General features: G+C 59.1%; 16 protein-coding genes and 1 pseudogene. 5 read left to right on the plus strand and 12 right to left on the minus strand.

All coding sequences use genetic code 11. The features are described 5' to 3' along the window. Nucleotides 1–181: 181 nt before the first annotated feature. Nucleotides 182–2,164 (plus strand): DUF262 domain-containing protein, encoded by a 1,983-nt coding sequence (locus IVB19_RS05970; protein ID WP_247821088.1) that lies wholly within the window; start codon nucleotides 182–184, stop codon nucleotides 2,162–2,164. 1,336 nt (nucleotides 2,165–3,500) lie between these two features. Here IVB19_RS05970 and IVB19_RS05975 read toward each other — a convergent pair. Continuing rightward, on the minus strand, nucleotides 3,501–4,529 hold the full coding sequence (locus IVB19_RS05975; RefSeq protein ID WP_247820692.1) for an IS110 family RNA-guided transposase: 1,029 nt from the start codon (nucleotides 4,527–4,529) through the stop codon (nucleotides 3,501–3,503). A gap of 85 nt (nucleotides 4,530–4,614) precedes the next feature. On the opposite strand from IVB19_RS05975, the gene IVB19_RS05980 reads away from it, so the two are divergent. Together IVB19_RS05980 and IVB19_RS05985 are read left to right on the plus strand one after the other, a co-directional pair. Next, nucleotides 4,615–9,183: a DUF3320 domain-containing protein gene (locus tag IVB19_RS05980; protein ID WP_247821089.1), complete on the plus strand. Its 4,569-nt coding sequence runs from the start codon at nucleotides 4,615–4,617 to the stop codon at nucleotides 9,181–9,183. A 451-nt stretch (nucleotides 9,184–9,634) separates the two neighbouring features. Next, nucleotides 9,635–9,958, plus strand: a pseudogene (locus IVB19_RS05985) (carbohydrate porin); the annotation flags it as partial. Between the two features lie 545 nt (nucleotides 9,959–10,503). On the opposite strand, the gene IVB19_RS05990 reads toward IVB19_RS05985, so the two are convergent. The 3 genes from IVB19_RS05990 to IVB19_RS40110 all read right to left on the minus strand — a co-directional run bounded on the left by IVB19_RS05990 (nucleotide 10,504) and on the right by IVB19_RS40110 (nucleotide 12,730). Next, entirely contained in the window at nucleotides 10,504–11,970 is a 1,467-nt protein-coding gene (locus IVB19_RS05990) for a cytochrome-c peroxidase (protein ID WP_247821091.1), read from the minus strand. Nucleotides 11,971–12,083: 113 nt separating this feature from the next. After that, the gene (locus tag IVB19_RS40105; RefSeq protein WP_253075555.1) at nucleotides 12,084–12,464 is read right to left on the minus strand and encodes an NADPH-dependent FMN reductase; all 381 of its coding nucleotides are present in this window, start codon (nucleotides 12,462–12,464) and stop codon (nucleotides 12,084–12,086) included. A 2-nt stretch (nucleotides 12,465–12,466) separates the two neighbouring features. Next, nucleotides 12,467–12,730, minus strand: coding sequence for an NAD(P)H-dependent oxidoreductase (locus IVB19_RS40110; RefSeq protein ID WP_253075556.1), 264 nt, complete (start codon nucleotides 12,728–12,730; stop codon nucleotides 12,467–12,469). Nucleotides 12,731–13,221: 491 nt separating this feature from the next. Between IVB19_RS40110 and IVB19_RS06000 the strand changes: the two genes are divergently transcribed. Continuing rightward, nucleotides 13,222–13,476, plus strand: coding sequence for a cytochrome b (locus IVB19_RS06000; RefSeq protein ID WP_346283644.1), 255 nt, complete (start codon nucleotides 13,222–13,224; stop codon nucleotides 13,474–13,476). A 518-nt stretch (nucleotides 13,477–13,994) separates the two neighbouring features. Here IVB19_RS06000 and IVB19_RS06005 read toward each other — a convergent pair. The 5 genes from IVB19_RS06005 to IVB19_RS06025 are packed head-to-tail and all read right to left on the minus strand — an operon-like array spanning nucleotide 13,995 to nucleotide 20,486. Further along, nucleotides 13,995–14,186: a hypothetical protein gene (locus IVB19_RS06005; RefSeq protein WP_247821092.1), complete on the minus strand. Its 192-nt coding sequence runs from the start codon at nucleotides 14,184–14,186 to the stop codon at nucleotides 13,995–13,997. After that, the gene (locus IVB19_RS06010; RefSeq protein ID WP_247821093.1) at nucleotides 14,183–14,935 is read right to left on the minus strand and encodes a COG4280 domain-containing protein; all 753 of its coding nucleotides are present in this window, start codon (nucleotides 14,933–14,935) and stop codon (nucleotides 14,183–14,185) included. Before IVB19_RS06010 ends, IVB19_RS06005 begins: the two co-directional genes overlap by 4 nt. After that, entirely contained in the window at nucleotides 14,932–16,083 is a 1,152-nt protein-coding gene (locus IVB19_RS06015; protein WP_247821094.1) for an OpgC domain-containing protein, read from the minus strand. The genes IVB19_RS06010 and IVB19_RS06015 overlap by 4 nt, the downstream gene beginning before the upstream one ends. A 10-nt stretch (nucleotides 16,084–16,093) precedes the next feature. Continuing rightward, nucleotides 16,094–17,287, minus strand: coding sequence for an efflux RND transporter periplasmic adaptor subunit (locus IVB19_RS06020; RefSeq protein ID WP_247821095.1), 1,194 nt, complete (start codon nucleotides 17,285–17,287; stop codon nucleotides 16,094–16,096). 16 nt (nucleotides 17,288–17,303) lie between these two features. After that, nucleotides 17,304–20,486: an efflux RND transporter permease subunit gene (locus tag IVB19_RS06025; protein WP_247821096.1), complete on the minus strand. Its 3,183-nt coding sequence runs from the start codon at nucleotides 20,484–20,486 to the stop codon at nucleotides 17,304–17,306. Nucleotides 20,487–20,743: 257 nt separating this feature from the next. Between IVB19_RS06025 and IVB19_RS06030 the strand changes: the two genes are divergently transcribed. Then, nucleotides 20,744–21,619 (plus strand): LysR family transcriptional regulator, encoded by an 876-nt coding sequence (locus tag IVB19_RS06030; protein ID WP_247821097.1) that lies wholly within the window; start codon nucleotides 20,744–20,746, stop codon nucleotides 21,617–21,619. Nucleotides 21,620–21,729: 110 nt separating this feature from the next. Here the strand turns inward: IVB19_RS06030 and IVB19_RS06035 are convergent, their stop codons facing one another. The 3 genes from IVB19_RS06035 to IVB19_RS06045 form a co-directional block, all read right to left on the minus strand. Beyond that, nucleotides 21,730–22,503 (minus strand): COG4705 family protein, encoded by a 774-nt coding sequence (locus IVB19_RS06035; protein WP_247376651.1) that lies wholly within the window; start codon nucleotides 22,501–22,503, stop codon nucleotides 21,730–21,732. 92 nt (nucleotides 22,504–22,595) lie between these two features. Further along, nucleotides 22,596–22,937 (minus strand): hypothetical protein, encoded by a 342-nt coding sequence (locus IVB19_RS06040; RefSeq protein ID WP_247821661.1) that lies wholly within the window; start codon nucleotides 22,935–22,937, stop codon nucleotides 22,596–22,598. A gap of 130 nt (nucleotides 22,938–23,067) precedes the next feature. Next, complete coding sequence (locus tag IVB19_RS06045) at nucleotides 23,068–23,850, minus strand: COG4705 family protein (protein WP_247821098.1); 783 nt, start codon at nucleotides 23,848–23,850, stop codon at nucleotides 23,068–23,070. Nucleotides 23,851–24,018: the final 168 nt, after the last annotated feature.

The raw sequence follows: 24,018 nt of genomic DNA on the forward strand, positions 1-24,018 counted from the left end.
GGACTTGATCAGCGCCATCGCGGGCCGTGTTCGCGGCGTTGAGTGCTGCCCAAGACCTTGATGGTATCCGCCGCCGCTTCGCTCATCTTGGAAGCTACGCTCACCATTTCTGATTGAAAGCCGCTGCGTTTATCTTCAAAGTGATTCCTTCGCAGCCAATCGCTTTCAGGTATTTCCTTCCATGCAGCCCTCTAAGCTCTCGATCGCCGATCTTTTCCAGCCACGAGAACAATATCTTATCCCACTGTTTCAGCGCGGCTATGTTTGGACTCTAACGCATCAGATCCAACCCCTGTGGGAGGATATCGTCGATCGGCTGGATGCGTTGAGGGAGCACCGCGACAACGCCATGAAGGTCGGAGGCGCCGACAAACTCAAGCCGTTACGCAAACACTTCTTGGGCGCAATCGTTGTCGGCGGTCCTGTCGGTGCGGACAGCGAAGTCATCGGGACTCGAGAGGTAATCGACGGTCAGCAGCGCATTACGACCTTACAGATCATGTTGTTTGCCCTTCGCGACGTTCTTAAACCTCACGATGACGAAGCGCTCAACGACGATGTTAAGACCTTGACATACAACAAGGGAAAATATCGTTCGGCCAACGATCATCTCAAGGTCTGGCCGACGAACGCTGGTCGCGACGTTATAAAAATTATCGGCAATTCCGAAGGATTGGCTGACATATGCAACCGCTTCCCGGTCAAAGATGCGGAGAAGAATAAGATCGAACGGCCGCCCATGGTGCAGGCCTATCTCTTCTTTTATGCGATGCTATTCTGCCTCATTCGCGGGAAGCGTTTCGACGATCCGATGTCATCCGGCGAGTATGGCGACGAACATACTGTCGCGCGAGCGGTAATCCGGTCAATTGAAAAGGATAATATACTCAAAATACCCTTCGCGGATGCCGAAGCGAACCTTGCTTCGGCCGAGTTACTGCGCGACGCCCTGCAAAATTGCTTTCAGATCATGCGGCTGCAACTCGATGCGGAAGATGATCCCCAAATCATCTTTGAAACACTTAATGCCCGCGGCGCGCCGTTACAGCCTAGCGACCTGATTAGAAATTTCATCTTCCTGCGCGCGTCGCGTAACGGCGAAGACGTCGATGCGCTGTATGAGGATTTTTGGCGTAACTTCGATGAAAAAGCCGATAAGGAGGGTGAGGCAAGGGGCGCTAAGTTCTGGAAGATAGAAGAGCGGCAAGGCCGCCTCAAGAATTCGAGGCTCGACCTCCTACTCTATCATTACGTCGGATTTCGTAAGCGCGATGATTTGATGGTCGGGCATGTATTCGAAGAGTTCAAGGAGTGGTGGGAGTCCGGCAAGCGTGACAGCAGCAGAGAGCTAAAGCGTCTCACCGATACCGCAAAGTACTTCGAGACTTTTATCAAGCCAGACCAGCGATCGCATCTGGGGCGTTTTTGCAGACGTGCCAATCTGCTAGATACGGCGACGCATACACCGCTGGTATTTCATCTTCTGGAACATCACCGTCCGGACGATCCTGACTTTATCGCCGCAATTTCAGATATTGAATCATTTCTCGTTCGACGTTTCATCTGCGGTCTGACGACCAAAGCCTACAACCGGATATTCCTGAACCGTTTGTTGGCTGAACTGGTCGACGAAGGGAAGGCGGACGCCGCAACGCTGCGTTCAAAGTTGCTGGCGCTCGACGGTGACAGCCAGTATTGGCCGAGAGACGACGAGTTTGCCGCGGCATGGAGCCGCCGCCAGCTATATCGTGGAAGCAGTACGCGCAAGGTACGGACCATACTCGAAGGACTTGAGTTTGCTTTGCGCACGTCGAAACAGGAATTTCTGCCGGATCTTGACGACCTATCTGTCGAACATATTTTGCCGCAGAAATGGAAGCTGCAGGACTATCCGTTTCCCGATACGACTGAGGCGCGTGAAGCGCGCTCGCGGTTGCTGCACTGCATGGGTAATCTGACACTCGTTACTCGAGGCTTCAACGCATCGCTCAGCAACGAGGCATTTCGAATCAAACGCCCGGAGATTGCCGCCAACAGCAGCTTGATGCTGAATTCCTATTTTCAGAAGGTAGCCGATGCCGATAGCTGGGACGAAAAAGCTATCATCGCACGCGCCGAATCCTTATTCCCACTCGCTCTAAAGACGTGGCCTTATCCGGCATGAGGGCCGAAGACGTCTGGGAGTGCTGCTCAGTCTGGAGCTGCTCACCGGGGAGAGCTATGAAGAAGTTAACCGTTCTCGTAGTTGTGCCACTTAGTAGCGTGCCCAGCGCATTGGAGCATTGCGGTTCCGCGCAGCGCATTAGCGCTGGATTGCCATGAAAGACGGCGGGCATCTGCTGCACCCGGGCCGAAGTAGGGACGCCCATGAGCGCGAGGATGGCGGCTTGGAGCGAATGGCTCGTCTCAGTAGCCTTGCGCTGGATACGGCGGCCGGACCTCAGCGTTGCTCTGGCGCCGACGAGACGAGTGCAACGTTATTACAGTGTCGTCAAGCACAACGAGTTTCTATGACGTAAACTGCGACAAATTTAGAGCGGGATCACGTTGAACGCTTAAGATTTATCGGAAGGCCGACGTGATCTTGCAACGAATGCTGACACGACAAGATGGCTGGGTTTCGTATGAGGAACTTGCATCATCGCTCAGCCTGTCCCATGCACTCGGTGCAATCGGGGGGCAGATGTAGCGTTGTCGCGAATTTCGAGCGTTGTGGATCGTTCGAGCTTAGACGTTCGTAGCATCCCGGATACGCGGGCCTTGAGAGCCTGTCCACAATTGCCTTGTCTAATTGCCCGTGGAAGAGAGGTGACTTGGTTCATTTCTCGCGATAATCATTCACAACTAGAAGAGGAACTGGGGTCAGAGCGGGTATGGCGAGCGTAAAGCGAACGCAGCATCTGCGAAGTGCTGTTCTGGCCGGCCGATGTGCGGCGCGGCAGAGGTGAGCCCTTACGCGTCAGACCAGTTTCAGGAGTGACTTATGGGGGCAGTTAACTTGGCGAGTGTCGGCACGCGGCCGAAAGGCGAGGATCAAGAAACCCGATCGGCTGTAATCGAGCTATTTGATGGCACGCGGCGCAGGCTGGTAGAGACAGGTACTCGCAATCGCCTTGTTCATGTCAATCGGGCCCTTTAATTGCGGTTTGTTGTCAAGCTACCATTCTTCCTCTCTCCAGTGACACGCCGGTAGCGATTGCTCCGTCGGAGCTGATCAGGTTGCGGAGACGGAGCGATCGCGGATGGCGAGACGATTGCATAGCGGGCTTGGCAATCGACGTCGTTGGCGGCTTCGTCGGGTTGGGTTGATGTCGTAGCTGGGGTCATGGTCCTTTCCGAGGTCGCGAGCGCCTCATGATGATGTCCGGATCGGGCGCCTCAACGTTTGCAGCGGAGTGCGGGCGAACCGCCACCAGCCGATTGACCGAGGTCACCACGACCACCGTCCCAGCGGGACATCGCCAGTCCGGCGGACCGGACCAGGAACTTGCGAGCAAATATCAGATTGGCTTCGGCTGGCCCCAGTCGAACGACGTGCCATCGACCCAGATGCAGTGGAGAATCACGGCGATCTTTCGGGCGATGGCGACCTTTGCCTTCTTCATGCCGATCCGCTTGGCGAGCTTCATGCCCCAGGCCTTTAGGGAAGACCACTTTTTGGTTCGATAAAGAAGGACAGTGGCGGCCTCGAACAAGTAAGTACGGAGAAGCCGGTCGCCCCATCGAGATATCTTTCCGTTGGTGTCGGTTTCGCCGGATTGGCTGCGCCTCGGCGTAAGGCCTAGGTAGGCGCCGACCGTCGAAGCCGATCGGAAGCGCGAGGGGTCATCGATCGTGTGGCGGAACGTTAGGGCCGTCACGACACCGACCCCCGGGACCGTCATCAGGCGACGCGTCGTGTCGTCCAGCTTTGCCAACCGGCGGACCTCGTTGTCGAACTTACCTTGTTGTTGACAAACGTTCTCATGGATCGAGAGCAGCGGCGATATCACGCTGAGAAGCAAATGATCGGCGCCCAAGAGTTCGCTGACCTGGTTGCGGAATTGTTGGCCGATCGCGCGAGGGAACAGCAATCCACATTCCTTGATCAAGCTGCGAACTTGGTTCTCGATGTCTCGGCGCATGGACACTAGCCGAGATCTGGCGACAAGGATCGCTCGGATCTTCTGGCTTTCCTCGCTCTTGACCTTGACTTCTCGATACCATCCAACCCGCACCAGTTCGGCAAGCCCTCGCGCATCATTCTGATCGCTCTTGTTCATTCGGACCGACAAAGCTGCGTGCGCATGCCGAGCGTCGATGCAGACCACGGGAAGCTCAACCCTGCGGAGTTCATGCCATAGCCAACTCGCCATAGCACCGGTCTCGAAGCCGATACGCTCGGCATGAGGCGCATGTTTGTTAAGCAGGTCAGTCAAGGCACCAGGATTAGACTTTGCTTTCCCTTCGAAGATTACTTGACCAGTCTCGTTGACAACGCACACAGCGGTTTCTCTCTGTGAGACGTCCAGCCCGACGTACTGCTTCATGGGAGCTCCTTCGAATCATTTAATTGCGAGGGCTCCACGATAACGGAGGTTCTCTGCCACGAGTGCCGACCGCAATTACGTCATCGTGAACACGCGCGGCAATGTACTAAACATCGTGAACGAACGTTCCGATGACGTTCATGCCTTGCTTTCCGGTGGCAAGACCATGCGCTTTTTCGCGCTCGGGAAAGACAAGGTTGAAGATAGCCGCGAGGTCGCCCTTGCTGACGTTATGCAGCAAGGGTCTGACGAAGATCGCTACACCGATTCATGGCTTGAAACGCGGCTCGGCCCTGATGCACTGCAGAAGAAGCTGCTGAAGATAGCGCGGGAAGCCCAAACTGCGGAGGAGGAATCCGGCGTTAATGTCCTGTACCTCGCGATGGGCTTTCTGACCTGGTATGAGGATAAGGCGTCGAGCTTACCCCGTGAAGCACCGCTCGTTCTCCTTCCCGTCGAACTCGTGCGTAATGCCAGGACCTCGACGTTCGACCTCCGAGTGCGGGACGAAGACGCTCTCACAAACCTGCCGCTCCAGCAGCGGTTGAGGGACGATTTCGGAATCGAGCTTCCCGAACTTGAAATCGAAGAGGACTGGAAACCCTCCGACTATTTTACTGAAGTGCAACTAGTGACTAGCTCGCGGGAGCGCTGGAAACTCGACCCTAACGCCATGCAGTTGGGATTTTTCAGTTTCAGCAAACTGCTGATGTATCGTGATCTGGCCATTGAGGCATGGCCCGACGACGCGCTGGCAAACCATGCGCTGACTCGTGGTCTACTCTACGAGGGCTTTGAGCGCGAAGAGCCTCTATTTACCTCAAATGATAATCTGGACGAGGTCCTACCGCCCGAAAAGCTTTTCCACGTGGTCGATGCGGATGCGTCGCAAGCTAAGGTGATCGAGGAGGTGCGGTCGGGACGCAATCTGGTCGTTCAGGGGCCGCCCGGAACAGGCAAATCTCAGACAATTACGAATATTATTGCGGCTGCGGCCAAGGAAGGTAAGCGAGTCCTTTTTCTTGCCGAAAAGATGGCTGCGCTCTCTGTGGTGCACGATCGCCTCGTGAAGGTCGGGCTACGTGATGTCTGCCTTGAGCTGCATTCGAGAAGTGCAAATAAGAAAGCTGTCCTTGGCGAACTGGCGCGCACCCTGTCGCAGGCTAGCGTCGTGCCAGGAGTGCCGGGGGCGCCAACTGCCTTGAGGGAAAGCCGCGACCGACTGAACAGTCTTGCAGGAGCGTTACACCGCCCGATCGGAGCTACCGGAGAGACAGCCTACAGCGTGCTTGGTCGGCAATCCCAGTTTATCGGGAAGGGCATCTCGCCTCCGAATCTGGAGGTCGAAAGCCTGAGTTTGATGTCGCGGCAACAAGAGATCGATTTGCTAACGACGATCGAAGAATATGGCGCGCTCCTCGCGGAAGAGGGACGAGCAACCCCTCATCCCTTCGAGGGCACAGGCAACCTTCACCTTCAGCCGGTGGACCTAGCTCGTCTGGCAACTACGCTGACTGAAGCTCAAGTTGCCGTGACCTCGCTTGCGACGTCATTGCGCGTGCCCCTCGACACGCTTGCTTTGCTTAGTACCACAGCCCTCGATACCGTTGCTCCGTTGGCCGATGTACTAGGGCGGCTCGAAGGACTGCCCCATAACACGGCCGACATTGCGCAGAAGGTGCTCGACGCACCGGACATTCCTCGCCTTCACCAAGCCTTGCGAGCCGGCATAGCGTGGCGGCAAGCGCTCGATCAAGCGTCAGAAGTATTCGATGAAACCGCCTTCAGCGTTTCTTCCAACCATCTACGCGCTCCGCTCGCGGCGGGTATCCGTTCATTTTTTGCCCGCTGGGGTGGCCGTTATCGAGGCGCATCTCGAGAACTTGCCGGCCTATTGCGCGGAGGCTTACCCAAAACCGCGACCGAGAGAGTTGCGCGGATCGACCAGTTGACCACCGTTACCTCGCTAAGATCGGAATGGGAAAACGACCGTGAATATTGCGGTCATATTCTCGGCGATGCCTGGCGTGGAGAGAAATCCGACTTTGGGAAATTGGTCACCATCGCCGAATGGTGTGAGAGACTTTCCAAAGCCCCAATTTCCGTGCGTTCGGACAAGTCGATCGCACTAGCTGCTAAGGTTGATGCCTTAACTGCGATGCGACGGGCATTGCGAGAGGCGGCGCAAACTGCACGCTCGGCGTTGCAAGCCGTTGTCAAACTGCTCGATCTGAATCTTGCTAGTTTCGGTGATCTCGGCCTTGAGCATACCGACCTCGGTGCCGTCGCGGCACGCTTTGGCACGATGGCTGCCGCGACTGGTCGATATGCGTCGTGGACCCAACTAGCGCGACGTCGTGAGGCGCTCGCTTCAGCGGGATTGTCCAGACTTGAGGAGCGGATGCGATCTGGGGAGATAGATGGAGCCGCCGCAGCAATCGAACTACGTTACGCCCGTGCCGAACGCCTCTGGAAGATCGCTCTAGAACAGAACCCCGATCTTCGTGGCATTGGACTGGAAAGGCGTCATGACCTGGTTGATACCTTCGCGACGCTAGAGCGTCAGCAGCTCAGGGACAATGTCACTACCATCCTAGCCGGCCATCTCGCGCAAGTGCCTCAAGGCGCCATGGGCGAGATGAAGGTTCTTCGTGGTGAGATCGGTAAAAAGCGCGGCCATATGGCACTGCGACGATTGGTCGAAAAGGCCAGCACGGCGATACAACGCATTAAGCCCGTTTTGTTGATGAGCCCAATATCTGTCGCTCAATACCTGCCGCCGGGTACGATCTCGTTTGATCTTCTGGTTATCGATGAGGCTTCGCAAGTCCGCCCAGAGGACGCGCTTGGAGCGATCGCTCGAGCTACGCAAATCGTGGTGGTGGGCGACAAGAAGCAGCTGCCGCCATCTTCCTTCTTCGATCGGGTGTTGTCGGACGAAGAGGATGACAAAGAAGGCGATGATGAATATGTCGGCCCGGACTTGCTGGACGGCGCGGCAACGATTGGCAGTATGGAGAGTATCCTCACTCTTTGCGAGGCACGCGGCCTAGCAGGTAGAATGCTGAAATGGCATTATCGATCACGCGATCCATCACTTATCGAGGTTTCGAATCGGGAGTTTTATGACAGTGCTCTCGTTCTGCCGCCGTCACCCCTACAGAAAGATCCGGCCTACGGCCTATGCTTTACCCGGGTCGATGGCGTTTACGACAAGGGTGGAAAGCGGGACAACCGCAAAGAAGGTGAGTCGATCGTTGATCGAATAGCGGAACACGCGAGAGCAAATCCGTCACACTCTCTCGGAGTAGTCACGTTTTCGTTTGCGCAGCGAAATCTCATCACCGAGCTTTTGGAGCTTCGTCGTCGCCAAGACACCACGCTAGATCAATTCCTGCGCGAAGGAGAATCGGAAGATTTGTTTGTGAAGAACATCGAGAACGTGCAGGGCGATGAGCGCGACGTCATTCTAGTCAGTGTTGGCTACGGCCCCGTTATCGCTGGCGGAAGGTTGAATAGCATGTCGTTCGGCCCGGTTAACGGCGAAGGCGGCGAACGACGTCTCAATGTGTTGTTCACCCGCGCTCGGATCCGCTGCGAGGTGTTTGCATCCTTCGATCCCGGTGACATTGATTTAAACCGCACCTCGAGAGAAGGTCCGCGAATCTTCAAGCGCTTTCTTGATTTTGCGAAGAATGGTCGCTTAGAGGTAGATTCCCCGACGGGTCTCGACGCAGATTCACCTTTCGAGGAAGATGTTGCTGACGTTATTCGGGGGTACGGCTTCCTCGCCGACGCCCAGGTCGGATCTGCTGGTTTCCGAATCGATCTAGGTATTCGTCACCCCGACAAGCCGGGCAGCTACATCCTCGCCGTCGAGTGTGATGGCGCGACTTACCATAGCGCTCTTTGGGCCAGAGAGCGGGACCGCCTACGCCAGGACGTGCTTGAACACCTCGGATGGGGCTTCCATCGGATTTGGAGTACCGACTGGTTCTATAATCGCCACTTTGAGATAGAACGACTGCGCACGGCGCTTTCGGAAGCGCGAGACAGGTCTGATCAGGGGCTGCGAGTCGAGGGAGCAAATCAGGCGCGATCGACAGAAGCAGCCGAAGTGAAAGCTGCGCCGATTTTAATTCCCGAGGTCGTTGTTCGGCAGATGCCTCCATATCAGCGGGCGGTCTTTCGCGTCAGCACTTCGAACGAGCCGCACGAGACGCCTGTTTCCGTGCTGGCGAATTTGGCTCGAAAGATCGTGGACGCCGAAGGACCGATCCATGTGGAAGAAATCGCTCGGCGCGTGGCCTCCTGCTTCAGCAAGGAAAAGGCGGGATCGCGAATATTGACTGCGACCGAAGCAGCGTTGTCGGTCGCCCGAACGGGAAGTGCCGATCTGCTTACCGATGGAATATTCTGGTACACACGAGGTCAGTCGGATGCGCCTCCGGTTCGCGACCGCTCTGCCGAAAGCGGCGCAACTCTCAAGGCTGCGTGCATCTCTATTCTGGAAATTAAAGCCGCGTTCAAGATAGCCCGTGAGGATAACGGCGGGGGTGAAGACGAGGAGCTTATCAGAACAGTGGCTCGGTTACTCGGTTTCAAACGGGTGGGAGCGGATTTGCAGGAGCGACTAGCCGAGGGTTTAACTTGAGCGGGTCATCGCATCGATGGAGGCAAGGATTAGTCGCAAGTGGCGTCGTTAGTCTGACTAATTGGGCAGACCGACAAAATGGAGTCAGTTCGCTAGCTGATAAGCTTTCGTCGCAAACGGAGTCAGGTCTTCGACTGATAAGGTTTCTAACAAAACGGAGTCAGTTGGCGGACTGATAAGGAAAACGGCGAAAGCTAATCAGTCGCCGCAAACGGCAAACTGATAAGGAAAGACGACAAACCTTATCAGTCGTGCGAGGCGGACTTGGGCCCCTCTCGCGCGACTCGCCGCGGAATGCCCGGCCGCTTCGCCGCCCCCGCCGGGATTGTCCGCTCCGGGCCAACCCGGCACAGCAGCAACTCGGACGTCGGGGGGAGTTGTTCGCCTTCAATGCGAGCCCACGGTCAACCTTTCGGCCCTTCTGGCAACTTAGGGCGATCTCTACGCCGACGCAGGCCTCGAGTTTATCGGTTTGCGCGACGACCGGCCCGACGACAAGTTCGGGATCGCCACGGGTTATGCCCACGTCTCGAAACGGGCGCAGGGCGACGGGGATTATCGGACGCTGGTGAATCCGAATTGGCCCGTGCGAAGCTTCGAAGGATTGCTGACGGCGGTCTATCAATACCAAGTCAAGGACGGCTGGACGGTGCAGCCCAACTTCCAATACATCATCCATCCGGGCGGCGGCGCAACCCTGCCGGCGGGCCCTCTCGCCGGAAAAGCCCTCAAGAACGCGTCGGTATTCGGTCTCAGAACCACTCTGAAGTTCTAAGACGATGCGAACCCGCGCTCGTCGTGGCCCCACCGCCGCTGAAGAGTTCGCAATTGCAGCAAGCCCGTTAAGCCCCAAGATACCAAGCGCCTTTACGCTTCGTTCGTCTCTCTCTCTCTCTCTCTCTCTCTCTCTCTCTCTCTCTCTCTCTCTCTCTCTCTCTCTCTCTCCAACGTTCTGTCAAGGAGCTCGAAAGGCGCGGAGACTGAGCTCGACGAAGCGTAAGGATAGTTTCCCGCGGCTTGATCCGGTGAGCACACGCTTCCTGAAATAGGAAGAAACGAACACCTGCTCATCACACTTGAGTGTTCAGCGACGCCGCGAAAGGGCTCGCGAATAGTCAAACAAGTTGATGCGTGAGACTGGGACAGGGCGGACATGCTCTGCCCGACATGCAGCCGCCGGCTTGCGCCACCAGCGGGTAAAGACGAGCCGCTCTCTCTTTGCCCTTATCGCTGGGCGCAGAGCCTCGCGGAGCAGGGCCCGAACCGTGTCTCTTCGTGGAGATGAACAAGGCAAGCAACGGCTGGTCCATCAAGACGCGATTAGTGCCTAAACCCATCCGTCAGCGTCTGCATGAAGAGAACGAGCGCGTCTTCTTCGGCATCCGACAGCCCCAAACGACCAACTTTGCTCGTGTTCATATTGGCGGTCGCCTCCGGCGCTGGCCAGCACGTCGTACCTTCACCCGGATCATGGGGCTGGCAGCGAGGCAACACATCGCGCGTGTTGTAGAAATGCACGATCTGCTTCAGGCCGGTAAAATATCCATTATGCCCGTAGGCCTTCACGAAGGCCGGATCAGGCCGCTTGTCCACGTTGCGCAGCGTCGGCACCTGTATTCGCGCCCGGTTGTCCGGCGCCAGCGTGAGCCATCGCGCGTCGACCGCCGAGGGCTGGCTGAGCAGATGCCCGTTGCTGAGAAAAGTACCGACACCACCATCGACGAAGGACGATCCCAGCGGATTGGCGACATAGCCCAACGGGTCGGGCCGATCTTCGCCATAGTAGGGAAGCCTCGGGTTGGCGGGAGTGCCGATATTGCTGGCGGTGAAATCCGTGAATAGCGGATCCTCTCCGGGCCCGCCGTCGCGGTGACAGTCATTGCATCGCGCCTTGCCGCGGAACAGATCATAGCCCTGCTGCTCCTGCGGCGTAAACTGCGCCTTGTTGGCGAGCACCGCGTCGAACTTCGAAGTGAACGACGTTACCTCGGCCGAGGCTTCATAGCCGGCGATCGACTGCGCCATCTGATCGAAGGTCGCACCGACGCGGCCGCGATCGATCGTGCTCAGATGGACCGGCAACGGATCGGCCGCGGCCGCCGGCCCAGGCCTATTGCAGACCTGCTCGATGTCACCCGGCCATGTAATCGCAAAATTCTGCGGCCCCCATACGCCCTCAAACAGGGCGCGATAGGGTCGCTGCGAGACGCGATAGACCGCGCAGGCGATATCGGGCAGTCCCATTTCCACGGGATTCGTCGGCGGCCCTTGCGCCTGCTCGGCGGCCGGATTGCCGAGCCGGCGTCCCGTCGCGCGCATGTCCCAGAAATTGCCGCCGACAAGGTCGCCCCGCGCGGGATTGTAATGCAGCACTGGCGAGAGCGGCGCGTAGGCATGCGACTGCGGCTTGCGATCGCTGTATCGCGTGCGCACCGACCCGGGATAAGCACCCGTGGTCCGATTTAACTCCGACACCGGACCGGTAAAGCCGGTTTCGGGCATGTGGCAGAAGGCGCAAGCCTCGTTGTGGTTTACCGACAATTCTTTGTCATACAGCATCAGCTTGCCGAGCAACTCGATCTGCTGGATCTGATTGTCCGGCGGCGCCGCAAGCCGTTCGATCGCTTGCGCCTCGATGCGGTCAATCTCGGCCTCGACCTTCGCAATTTCCTGCAGCACCTGAGGCGAAAGATTTGAGCTTCTCTCCTCCTCGCCCTGCGCGTCAACGCCCATAGTGATTGCGAGTGCCGCCGCCGCAATCGACAAAATCGTGCGCTGTATCTCCATCTCGGATCTTCCTCAAGCCCGCGCCGAATAGCCTGTGCGCCGACATTTTAGGAGTTTGCAACACTACGTGAAAATGACACGCATATCGCCACGGGGCTTCAGCATACCGGCCGTCAATTCATGCCGCCGCTCGAACAAAGCGCGCTGCCCTGATCTCCTCGATGAGGTCGTCGACACCTGCCACCGCAAAGCGCAACGTAGGTTGTGCAACGTTCTGCACAAGATGCGACTTCGTCGACGAGGCGCCCGTCGCTGACCTTCTCATGCACGCCTCCGATCACGATCTGGGGCCGAAGCACAGGACGCGCCGGGATCGATGCGAGCGTTTCGTTCATTTGCTGCTGCGCACGCACGCCACCGGTGAAGGCGGGCGAAGCCGTCATCGTCAGTACCGGCTTGCCCCTCAGCACCGAACGACCATAAGGCCGTGAGGCCCAGTCGAGGCCGTTCTTCAGGACGCCGGACATGCCGTGATTATACTCGGGCGAGACCATGATCACGCCTCCGTTGTCTCGATGGCCGAACGCAGGGCGTGCACCGATTCCGGCGCGTGCTCGCCATCTTCATCCTCGTTGTAGAGCGGGACCCCGTGCAAGGAGAAAATGTCGAGCCGAACCTTGGGCGCAAGCGCGTCCTGGAGACTTCGAAGCACCGCGGTGCTATTGGAAGCCCGGCGCAAGCTGCCGGAGAGGCCGAGAAGGCGGAGTTGGGTCATCGGGCGCAGTTCCAGATGGTTTGGATTTCGCGCCACGACGAACATCACCCAATCTCAGTCAGCTCAAGTAAATTCGAGTTTAATATTCGACTTATGGGCTCTCAGTTGCGTCGCGCGAAATCGACGATTTGCCCAATTTACGATTGCACAATCTTAACGGTCTTTGTGGCGCGCAGCTCTTGAGATTTCGAAAGTGCCAAATAGCTTCCAAGGGGCGGGTGGAGTCGGATTGGATTGAAATGCAATTGCGCAATAACAGCAGCCGGTATGGGGCATTGGCGCTTGCGGCACATTGGATGACGGCCTTGCTCGTGCTTGCCTCGTGGCTTCTGGAAACCTACGACGATTTGTTGCCGCGAGGTTCGCCTAGTGAAGTTGGCCTCATAGTTCACATGTGCACGGGTCTGACCGTTCTCATGATTTTGTTTCCGCGTCTGGCGTGGCGGCTAATCGACCAACAACCTATTCCTGAGCGGACGGATCTCGGGGTATGGGGTGAGCGGGCATCGACAATCGTGCATTACGCGCTCTAAGCCTTGCTTTTAGCGGTGCCCATTCTCGGAATTCTGACGCAATTTATGCGCGGGCACCCACTGCCGATCTTTGGCCTGTTCGAAATTGCTTCCCCTTTATCGGCCGATCGAAGCCTTGCCCGATCCCTGAAGGACGTCCACGGATGGCTCGCAGACGGCGTTCTGATTTTGGCAGCACTGCATGCGGCTGCTGCGATTCTACATCATTGGGTTCTTCGAGATAATACGCTGCGTCGAATGCTTCCTATTCTACGCTAAACATTATTCCTCGGCTGACAGCGGCTTTTGGCTCCAACAGGGACATTGGCCCTTTTCATGCGACGCAGTTGCTGAACGAGCTTGCACTTTTTCCCCCTCGCTAAACGAAGTTATAATAGCGGCGGTTTGTCGTCTCTTATCTGAGAAATGTTAGCATAACAACGGAGGCCGGTCCGATTTGCATTCGCACAGCGCTTCAATCGCTCGGCGTAACGTATGCTAGCGATCCGGGAATGCCAACAGGCCCGCACTGAGGTGGGCCTCTACGAAACAATCACGCATCAGATTCTATGTTTCCTAATTCCCCGGCAACGATTCGGGATCTCCAAGATCAAGGTCATTGTAGTCTTGCTTGAATGTTTATCGTTCGTTGCATTGGCACTTTCCCGGTCCTCGAATATCATCACAGCGACACCGACGCGCCCTTCGCCGGGGGCTTTAGTTGCGCCGCCCGTTCTCGGCCTTGGCCGCCGAAAGGAGGCGCAACCCCACACCGCGAACGCGCATGGCGCTAGCCGTCAAGGCCTGTCGGTTCGCGCAACGCTCGAAACCAGCGCGGCGAGACAGCCGAACAACAAGACAGCGCCCGCTGCCAACGGCGTATCAGGCATCAGCACTGCTAGCGTACCTGCAAGACTGACGACCGCCAGAATCGCGAGCGCCCCGTCGTCGACGAACAGCCCGGCCAGTTCCCGCAGCAGAATCATCATGACAAGGCCCCCGTTTTCGGCCGGCGGGCGAGCACGACGGCTGCGCTGCTGGCAGCCAGAAACATCGCCGCAAACCCGACGATCGCGAAATTGCCGCCGGGCCAAGCCACTCCGAGTCCCTCACCGGTCCAGAACACGCCGAACGCGGACAGCATAATGCCGACGGCGAATTTGAGCGTGTTTTGCGGAACCCGCGCCAGCGGCCGATGGACGGCAAGGCCGACAACCGCAACGCCGAGACACGCCGCACTAGCGCCGGCGCTCGCGGGAAGGACCATTCCGCCACCGGCACCCACTGCAATTACGATGAACACGACTTCAAGCCCTTCGAGGAGAACCGCCTTGAAGGTCGTGATGGCCGCCAGCCAATCGAGGCGCGCCTCGTTGCGGCGAGCCTGCTCGCGCAATTCTGCCGTCTCGGTCGCGAACGCCGCCGCTTCATCGTGGAACGGGATAACGCCAGTCGCGCGCAGGATGGCCTTTCGCAGCCAGCGCATGCCGAACAGCAGGAGCAGGACCCCGATCACGAACTGCAGCAGGTGCAGCGGAACATGATCCAGCAGCGGCCCGAGCGCCCCGACAATGAGCGCCAGCACCGCAAGACCGGCGAGCACGCCGAGCCCGGCCGGTCGCCAGCCGCGCACGGTCGCCACAGCCAGCACGATCGTCAGAGCTTCGACCGCCTCGACCAGCGAGGCCAGGAACGCCGCCGTCATGGCCGGCCAGATCAGTCCCCAATTGGCGATCATGCGAGCTCTCCAACTCGAACCGGCGAAGAAAGCGCGCGATCCCGTTCCTTTGACCGCGTCCAGCAATAGGCGACTGCTGTCATCAGCGATATTCCGATCACGCCAACGGCAATTTGTATCCACAACGCGTTCAGGCCCAATTCGATCGCGGCATGGGCGCAAAACGAGAGGACGATGCCGGTGCAGAAGACCAGAAGCGACTTTCGGCCACACTGGATCAGCGGCGCCAGCGCGCGCCAGTGCAGGATTGGCGAATCCAGAGGCAGGAACCGGGTGACCACAACAGCGAGCGCGATGAAGTGAAGGACACGGTAAGGCGCGAGGTTGGTCTTATCGTTGGGATCGAATGGCTGCAGCATCCAATGCGGAAGAAGACCGCCGATATCTGGAGACCGAATGGCGGTCGTCACGACAAAAGCGAATAAAAGGTAGCCGATCGCGAGCCGGAACGCCGCCCCCGTTCCGAGGATCGGCTGCAGGGCCCGGGCGCCGCCAAGGGCTGTCCATGCGCCCAGAACAAACAGCAGTTGCCAGGCGAACGGATTGAAATACCAGGAGCCCGACGGAGAGGCCGGAAGATTCCAGCCAAAATGCCTTGCGGCAACATACAGGACCAGCGAACCAGCCAATGTCCAATTCGGCTTGCGGACCAAGAGCCACAGCGCCGGCGCGAACGCGCTCAACAACAGAATATAAAGCGGAAGCACGTCGAGATTGACGGGTTTGTATCGCAACGCCAGCGCCTGGATGGATTCCCGGAACGGCATGTTCAGGAAAATAGCGACGTTGAACTGATTCAGGTCGTCTGGATCGAGAAATTCGCGGGAGGCGCACGCAATCACCGCGATATAGATGGCGACCACCATGATGTGCGCGGCATAGAGTTCGAAAGCGCGCTTTGACAGCCGCGACGCTGCGGCCAGATAGCCGCGCTCGACCATGATTCGTCCAAACGCGAGGGCTGCCGTGTAGCCCGAGATGAATACAAAGAGATCGGCGGCATCGCTGAAGCCGTAATTCCTGCTGGTGGTCCAATTCAGTACTTCATGGGGAATGTGGTCCAAAAAGATCGCCCAGTTCGCCAGGCCGCGAAACAAATCCAGCCTGACGTCGCGTGTAGCGAAGGGGATAGGTGCATGAATCCGCATGACCTGCGCCTCATTGCTTGGACGATGGTGGCGGCGATGCCGGAGCGGCGGCCTGGGATGTCGCTTGCGCCACCCGAACCGCGTCGCCCGCAGCCAGCGTCTCCGGCGGGTTGTTGATGATCCGATCGGCCGACGACAATCCGGCCACCACCTCCACGCTGTCACCGAGATCGCGACCGAGTTGCACGCTTCTGAGGACGACCTTGTCATTGCTGTCGAGGGTTGCGATCTGCGTACCCTGGTTGCCGGTGATCAGCGCGGTCGACGGAACCTTGACCAAATTCGCGTCGGTCGGAATCTCGAAATGCACATTGCAATAGCTCCCGCCGAAGAATTTTCCGGCGGCATTGTCGGCCTGCAGCTCGACCTGCATGCTGTGCGAATTTTGATTTATCGACTTGGAGACATGCGACAGCGTCGCCTCGAATCGCGCACCGGGATATTGCGGCATTTCGAACGTTGCCTTCATGCCAACGGTCAGCCCTGCCGTGAACGATTGCGGCACCTGCACGTAGATGCGAACGCGATGCAGGTCGGACACCTCGAACAGCGGCTGTCCGGAGCCGCCCGAGTTGATCAGCATCCCGAGCTCGACGTTGCGGGCGGTCACGACGCCGTCGAATGGCGCGGCCAGCGTCTTGAACGATTGCATGGCCTCAAGTTGCCTGACATTGGCCTCGTTGGCGTCGACAACGGCCTCCTTCGCCTTGGCGTCGGCGTCGGTCTGGTCCACCAGCTGTTGGGCGACGATCTGCTTTTGCAACAGGATGTTATTGCGTTTGGCGGTCAGTGATGCGATTTGATGATTGGCCTTGACGCTCGCCAGCGTCGCCTTGGCCTGACCGAGCTGCTGATCGAGATCGGGCGCATCGATGGTGGCCAGCACCTGGCCGGCCTTGACCGGCGATCCGATGTCGTGGTCCCAGCTCTTCACGTAACCGTTGACGCGCGCGAAGATCGCCGCCCGGTTGAACGGCTGGATGTTGCCCGGCAATGTCAGCGTTTGATGAGAACTGCCGGGGATCAGTCCGGCGAGCCCAACCGTGGGGATGGCATGGGTGTTGGTCCAGTCCACCACCTCCTGCTTGCTCTGCGCACGGCCGATGAAGCCATAGCTGAGCACGATGCCGGCAATCAGGACCGCGGCAGCAGCGGCGGTCAGAAGGCTCTTCCGGCCTGGCGCTTTGATGTCTTCCGAGGGCATTCTCACTTATCTCCACTCAATGCGATTGTATCGTTGCGCCGTCTGGCTCACTTGCCGCGCCGGGCTTCCGGCCGTGCACCAGGCTGAAGATCGTGGGCACCAGAAACAGCGTGGCGCAGGTGGCGAAGATCAACCCGCCGATCACGGCCCGGCCCAGCGGCTGGTTTTGTCCCGGCTCGATCGCCATCGGCAGCATGCCGATCACCATGGCGAGTGCCGTCATCAGCACCGGGCGAAACCGCGAACCGCCGGCCTCGAATGCCGCCGCGAACGCATGCGCACCGGCGGCCATCCGCTCCCGGGCAAAACTGATCACCAGAATGCTGTTGGCGGTCGCCACCCCCATGCACATGATGGCGCCCGTCAGCGCGGGAACCGAAAGCGTCGTGCCGGTGCCGAACAGCATCCAGACGATCCCGGCTAGTGCGGTCGGCAGCGCCATAACGATGACGAACGGGTCCACCCAGGATTGGAAGTTGATGACGATCAGCAAGTAGATCAGCACGATCGCCGCCGCGAGGCCGACGAAGAGCTGCTGATAGGCGCTTGTCATCGTGCTCACCTGGCCACGCAGTGCGACGCTTGCGCCCTTGGGAAGATCTTTTGCGGTGTCGTGAATGGCGGTTCGAATATCCGACGCCAGCGCGCCGAGATCGCGCCCCTGCGGCGTCGCATAGATGTCGATGACCGGCGCAACGTTGTAGTGCGATACCACCGCGTTGCTGTTGGCGCGCTGGACCTGCGCCAGGCCGCCGAGCAGCTGGGTATTGGTGGCCGCTGCCGACGTCACCGGAATGTTTTGCAGGCCGGTCATGCTGTTGATATCCCGCTGCGGGGTCTGCACCGACACCGCGTAGGACACGCCGTTGGCCGGGTTGAGCCAATAGGTCGGGGCGGACTGGGAGCTCCCCGACAGCGTCGTCAGCATCGCGGTGGCGACGTCTTTTTCGGTGAGGCCGGCGAGCGAGGTCAGCGAGCGGTCGACATTGACGTCGAGCGTCGGCTGCTGAAATGCCTGCTGGATGCGCGCATCCGCGATTCCCGGGATCGCCCTGATTTTCGTCAGTAGCGCATTGGCATATTTGCGATTGGCCGCAAGGTCGCTGCCGGCGACTTGCAGGTCGATCGGCGCCGGTACGCCGAAGTTCAGCACCTGGCTGACGATATCAGCCGGAAGGAAGGCGAAGCTCGTGCCCGGAAATTGCTGCGGCAATTTCTCGCGCATGGTCTTGATGTAGTCGTCGGTCGGCGCATGGTTGGGCTTGAGGCTGATCAGGATGTCGGCGTCGCCGACGCCGATGGTGCCGGAATTGTTGTACGCCATGTTGATGCCGGAGACCGAAAGCCCGATATTGCTGACGATGCCGCCGAGTTCGCCTGGCGGAACGATGCCGTGGATGGCCGTTCCGATCCGGTCGGCCAGGGTGGTCGTCTCCTCGATCCGCGTTCCCGTCGGCGCACGGATATGCAGCTTGATCTGGCCGCCGTCGACGGTCGGGAAGAAGTCCTGGCCGAGCGAAGGTGCGAGGCCGAACGACAGGATGCTGAAAGCCATGAATCCGGCGATCACCTTGATCCGGTTGCCCAGACAAAGCTGCAGCAGGCCGAGATAGGCCTTTCGAACGTTTTCGAACATGTGCTCAAAACCGCGCTGGAAGCGCGCGAGCGGATTGCGGCTGGCTTTCGCATGAGCCGCATCGCCCGAGCCGTGGACGTGCTGACCACGCAGGAGATAGTTTGCCAGCGTCGGCACCAGCGTGCGCGACAGCACATAGGAAGCGACCAGCGCCAGCATCACCGCTTCGGCCAGGGGCCGGAACAGATAACCGGCGACGCCGCCGAGCCCGAACATTGGCACGAAAGCGATGCAAATGCACAACAGCGAGACGGTCGCCGGCACCACGATCTGCTGCGCGCCATCGAGAATGGCGGGCTCGATCTCCTTGCCCTGCTCGAGATGCCAGTTGATGTTCTCGATGGTGACGGTGGCGTCGTCGACCAGGATGCCGACCGCGAGCGCCAGGCCGCCGAGGGTCATGACGTTGATGGTTTCGCCGAGCAGCGAAAGTCCGGTCAGCGCCGCCAGGATCGCCAGCGGGATCGAGAGGGTAATGATCAAGGTCGAGCGCCAGCTGCCCAGAAACAGCAGGATCATCGCGCCGGTCAGCGCCGCCGCGATCACGCCTTCCCGCACCACACTGGATACCGCGTCGGTGACGAACACCGATTGATCGCCCACCGCGGTCAATTTGAGGCTGCTTGGCAACGTCTGCGACACCGACGGCAGCAGGGCCTTGACGCCATTGATGATGTCGAGCGTCGAGCTGGCGCCCGACTTCATGATCGTCAGCAGAACGGCGCTGGCGCCGTTAACGTGAACGGCATTGGTCTGCGGCGGACTGCCATCATGCACATAGGCGACGTCCCGCATGTAGATGACGGTGCCGTTGACGGTCTTGACTGGAAGGTCGTTGAAAGCCTGGACCGCTTTCGGCGAGTCGTTCAAATTGACGGTATATTCGTACGAGCCGATTTTTTGCGTTCCCACCGGCGTGATGAGGTTCTGCAGCGAAAGCGCGTTGATGACGTCGTTGGCGGAAACGCCGTACTGATGCAGCGCCTGCTGGTTGAGGTCGGCCTGGACCTGGCGCACCTTGCCGCCGAAGGGAAGCGGCAGCGCCGCGCCTGGAACCGGCGCCAGCGCTGGGCGGATGAAGTTCAGTGCCGAGTCGAAAATTTGGGTTTCCGACATCTTGTCGCTTGAAAGCGCGAGCTGCAGGATCGGCACGCTCGAGGCGTTGAAGCTCAGGATCAACGGTGGCGTAATGCCGGGCGGCATCTGCTTCAGCACGGTCTGCGACATGCCGTTGACCTGCGCCAGCGCGGCATTGATGTTCACGGTCGGTTGAAAGAAGATCTTGATGATCCCGTAGTTTACGATCGACTGCGATTCGATGTGCTCGATATCGTTGACGCTGTTGGGGAGCGACCGCTCGTAGAACGTGACGATGCGGCCGGCCATGTCATCGGCAGGCAGGCCGGTGTAGCTGAACACCACGCTGATGACGGGAATGTTGATGTTCGGAAAGATGTCGGTCGGCGTCCGCAGCGCCGACGCCGTACCAAAAATCAGGATCAGCACCGCCATGACGACGAACGTATAGGGCCGCCGCAAGGCGAGCCGAACGATTCCAATCATGAGCTTCTCCCGTATAGACGATGTGCCGTCCGTGTAGCGCCCGATCCTTGGGGCGGCCTTAGCCCCGCCCACCTGCCGTTTCGCAACCTCCCGAAGCGCCATTCGCCAATCGACAATCTCAAATGTAGGGTTGAGGTTTGCATTCGGAAAATGCATTCTCTTCATCTTCACATGCGCACTTTGAATTGTGGTGATGGAGTTCCAGTCACTTGAGCAAGACAGGGCCTAGTTTAGCTGCCCTCGATCTTAATCTGCTGGTGGTGTTCGACGCCATCATGCGGGACCGCTCCGTCACGCGAGCGGGGCAACGGCTGGGGCTCAGTCAGCCTGCGATGAGTCACGCTCTGACCCGGTTGCGTCACATGCTGAAAGACGAGCTGTTTGTCCGCAGCCCAAACGGAATGGTGCCGACGCCGCGGGCCGACGAACTCGCCACGCCGATCAGAATCGCACTCGATGGCCTGCAGCAATCGCTTGAACCGGTGCAGTTCGATGCGCCGAAAGCGACGGCATCATTCCGCATTGCCGTCGACAATTATGCGGCGATCGTTCTGGTCGCACCGATTGCGGCGCATGTTGCCCGAATTGCTCCCGGGGTGAAGCTGGATTTTCGGCCAAGCGGTACGCTGGACGTTCTCGATCAGCTTGATCGAAGCGAACTGCATCTGGTGATAGGGCCATCCGCCGCGGCGGGCGAACGCTTCTCGCGGAGGCGATTGCTGCAGGATCAGTTCGTCGTGGTACATCGCAAGGGTCATCCGAGCGCAAGGGTGCAGGAACTATCGGCCGAGAAGCTGGCCGCGCTCCCCCAGCTCGAAATCTCGTCGGCTCAATTCGGCACCGATCTTGTCGAGAACGGACCTGGACGATCAAAGCCCGGCCCAAGACCTGCGATGCGTGCGCCATTTCTGTCTGCCGCGCAGATTCTGGCGATGTCGGATTTGGTGTCTGTCCTTCCGCTCAACGTCGCCAAGAACATGACAAGGTCTCACCCCCTTGTTTTCCGTCGGCTGTCGCGTCCGCCCAAGCCGATCGAAGCTGCAATGATTTGGCTGCGACGGCTCGATAACCAGCCCGCGCATGCTTGGCTGCGAGATGTCATCAGCAGCGTGACGAGCGAGCTTCGGGGTTGATAGACATTTTCCGGCGAAAACCCGGATAGCGCGCCCGAAGAATGGGTTGGCCCCGGTTTGGCGCGATGCTCGCCTGGCTCTGCCGAATGTCTGCTTTGCGCAACGCGTCGTCAGGCCGGATGTTTCCCCGAGCGCTGCGGCACGAGCACGATCAACAGAACCATGATGGCCGCCAGCGAGGCCGACGCGGTGTATCGGCTGAGAGCCAGGCCGCCATGGTCGAGCGGCTTGTCGAGGAAGTCGCCAACGGTAGCCCCAAGCGGTCGGGTGAGCACGAACGCGACCCAGAACAGGACGGTCCGCGAAATGTTGGTCCAGAAATAGGCCCCGGTTACGATAGCGAGCCCGGCGGCAAACACCAGCGCGCCGCCGGCATAACCGAGCCCGGTCGAATCGGCCATCCAGTCGCCGAGAGCGGTGCCCAAAGTCTGCGAGAACATGATCGTGAGCCAGTAGAAGGTCTCGGCCGACTTCGAGTTGATCGACGCGATCGAAACAGTTCCCATCGTTCGGTGCCAGAGCGCAAGCGAACCGATAAGCAGAACGGCCAGGAGTGAGGAGCCGCCGAGATAGCCGATGCCAAGCGAGCGGTCGACAAAATCGGCGAGCGTGGTGCCGACGGTGGTGGTCGCGACGATCACTATCCAGTAAAGCACCGGGTGAAATTGCTTCCCGCTCATCTGCGCGGTGACGCCGGCGGCGAAGATCGCCGCAAAGATCGCCGTTCCAGCCAAATAGCCGAGATTCATCGACATCGTCACGGCGTCGCCGCCGGTCTCGCCGAGCGTCGTCGCGAGTATCTTGATGATCCAAAATCCCAGGGTGACTTCTGGAACCTTACTCGCTGGCTCAGTGTCGACCGCGCTTTTGTAGTATTGATCCATGCTTCATCCACTTCCGCTGGATGCCGACGGCGGGCGCGTAGCTTCGCCGTCGGCCGTGTTGATATGTGTGAAATCTGTGACGCGGCCGAGCGTCAGGATTTCCCGACTGAACCCATGATCGACAGTAACTCAGCAACGGCTTGCTTGCATTTAGTGGCGTCGGGGGTGCTGGCGCGTAGTGCTTCGAGCGCACGGTCGATGGCCTTGTCGACGGTGTGCCAGTCGGCGGCGGCGCGCGGCTTCAAGGCGGCCTCCGCATCGTCCCATTGGGTCTCGAGATCCTTGATCCGCGTCTTGGCTTCCGCGAGGTCGCCCTTGTCGAGCAGCGCCGAGACGTCGACGACGATGGTGCGGAACGGCGTCAGGTCGCCGAGCTTCGATGACATTGCCGCTTCGGCAGGCGGCACGAACCAATTGTGCCCGTTGGCGTGCATGTTCGGCTCGCTTGTCGACAACGTCAGAAGGCCGACGGCCAGCGCCAGAATTGTCTTGTTCATGCGTGTTCTCCTGTTGGTCTTGCCCGCACGCAGTTGCGTGGGTTTCTAATGGACATTGAGATTGGAATCACCGCACCGGATCGGTCTTGCCGGTTCGCTCGCCTTCAAAGCTCACCCAGGCGACCAGTGCGACGATGACGGTGAGAAACCCAATGCTGGTGTAGATGGTGCCGAGGCCGAGGCCGCCGTATGTTCTGGACTGCGAAAGCAGGTCACCGAGCGAAGCGCCCAGCGGACGCGTGAGGACGTAGCCCAGCCAGAAGGTGAGAACCGGGTTGGCTCCGAAATGATAGGTGAGGGCAATGACCGCGAGCAGCGCGCCAAACGCGATGACGCCGAGCTGGAGGCCGAGGCCGAGCGCTTCGGTCGCCAGATCCCCGGCCGCAGTCCCTAGTGCAAATGTGAAGAGGATCGCCAACCAATAGAACAGCTCGCGCCGCCTGGTGACGATGGTGTGAATTGAAAGCGTCCGCTCGACGCCGTACCAGATCGCGAAAGTCGCGGCCAAAGTGGCTGCGAAGACGGCCGTGCTGAGATAGAGGCTGATTTCGAGCTTGTCGGTGAGCAGGTCGGTGATCTGCGTGCCGACGACGCTGACGAGAACCACCGTCAGCCAATAGATCCAGGGGATGTAACTTCGCGCGCGGAGCTGCAAGGCCAGCGCCGCGACGAGGAAACCGACCATGATCACGGTCGTCGTGCTTGCCCCAAGGCCGACATGCACGGCGAGATAATCGGCGCCGGTCTCGCCGACCGTGGTCGATAGGATCTTGATGACCCAGAAGATCGCCGTCACTTCGGGGACTTTATTGAGCAACAGCGGCAGACGGGGGTTCGCCGTGGCGGGCACGTGGTCTCTCCTCGAAGGAATGCGTGTTCGAAGTCGATCTGCACGATGACGACGCCAACTTAGGAGCGGCTTAGGAGGAAATATTGGGCGGACTGGACGCGCGTCTTGACCGAGCAATGCTATTGACGAGGCTCACTCTAAGTCTCCGCTAAGTCGGGATGGGGAGAA

Source organism: Bradyrhizobium sp. 187 (assembly GCF_023101005.1).
Lineage (GTDB): Bacteria > Pseudomonadota > Alphaproteobacteria > Rhizobiales > Xanthobacteraceae > Bradyrhizobium > Bradyrhizobium canariense_D.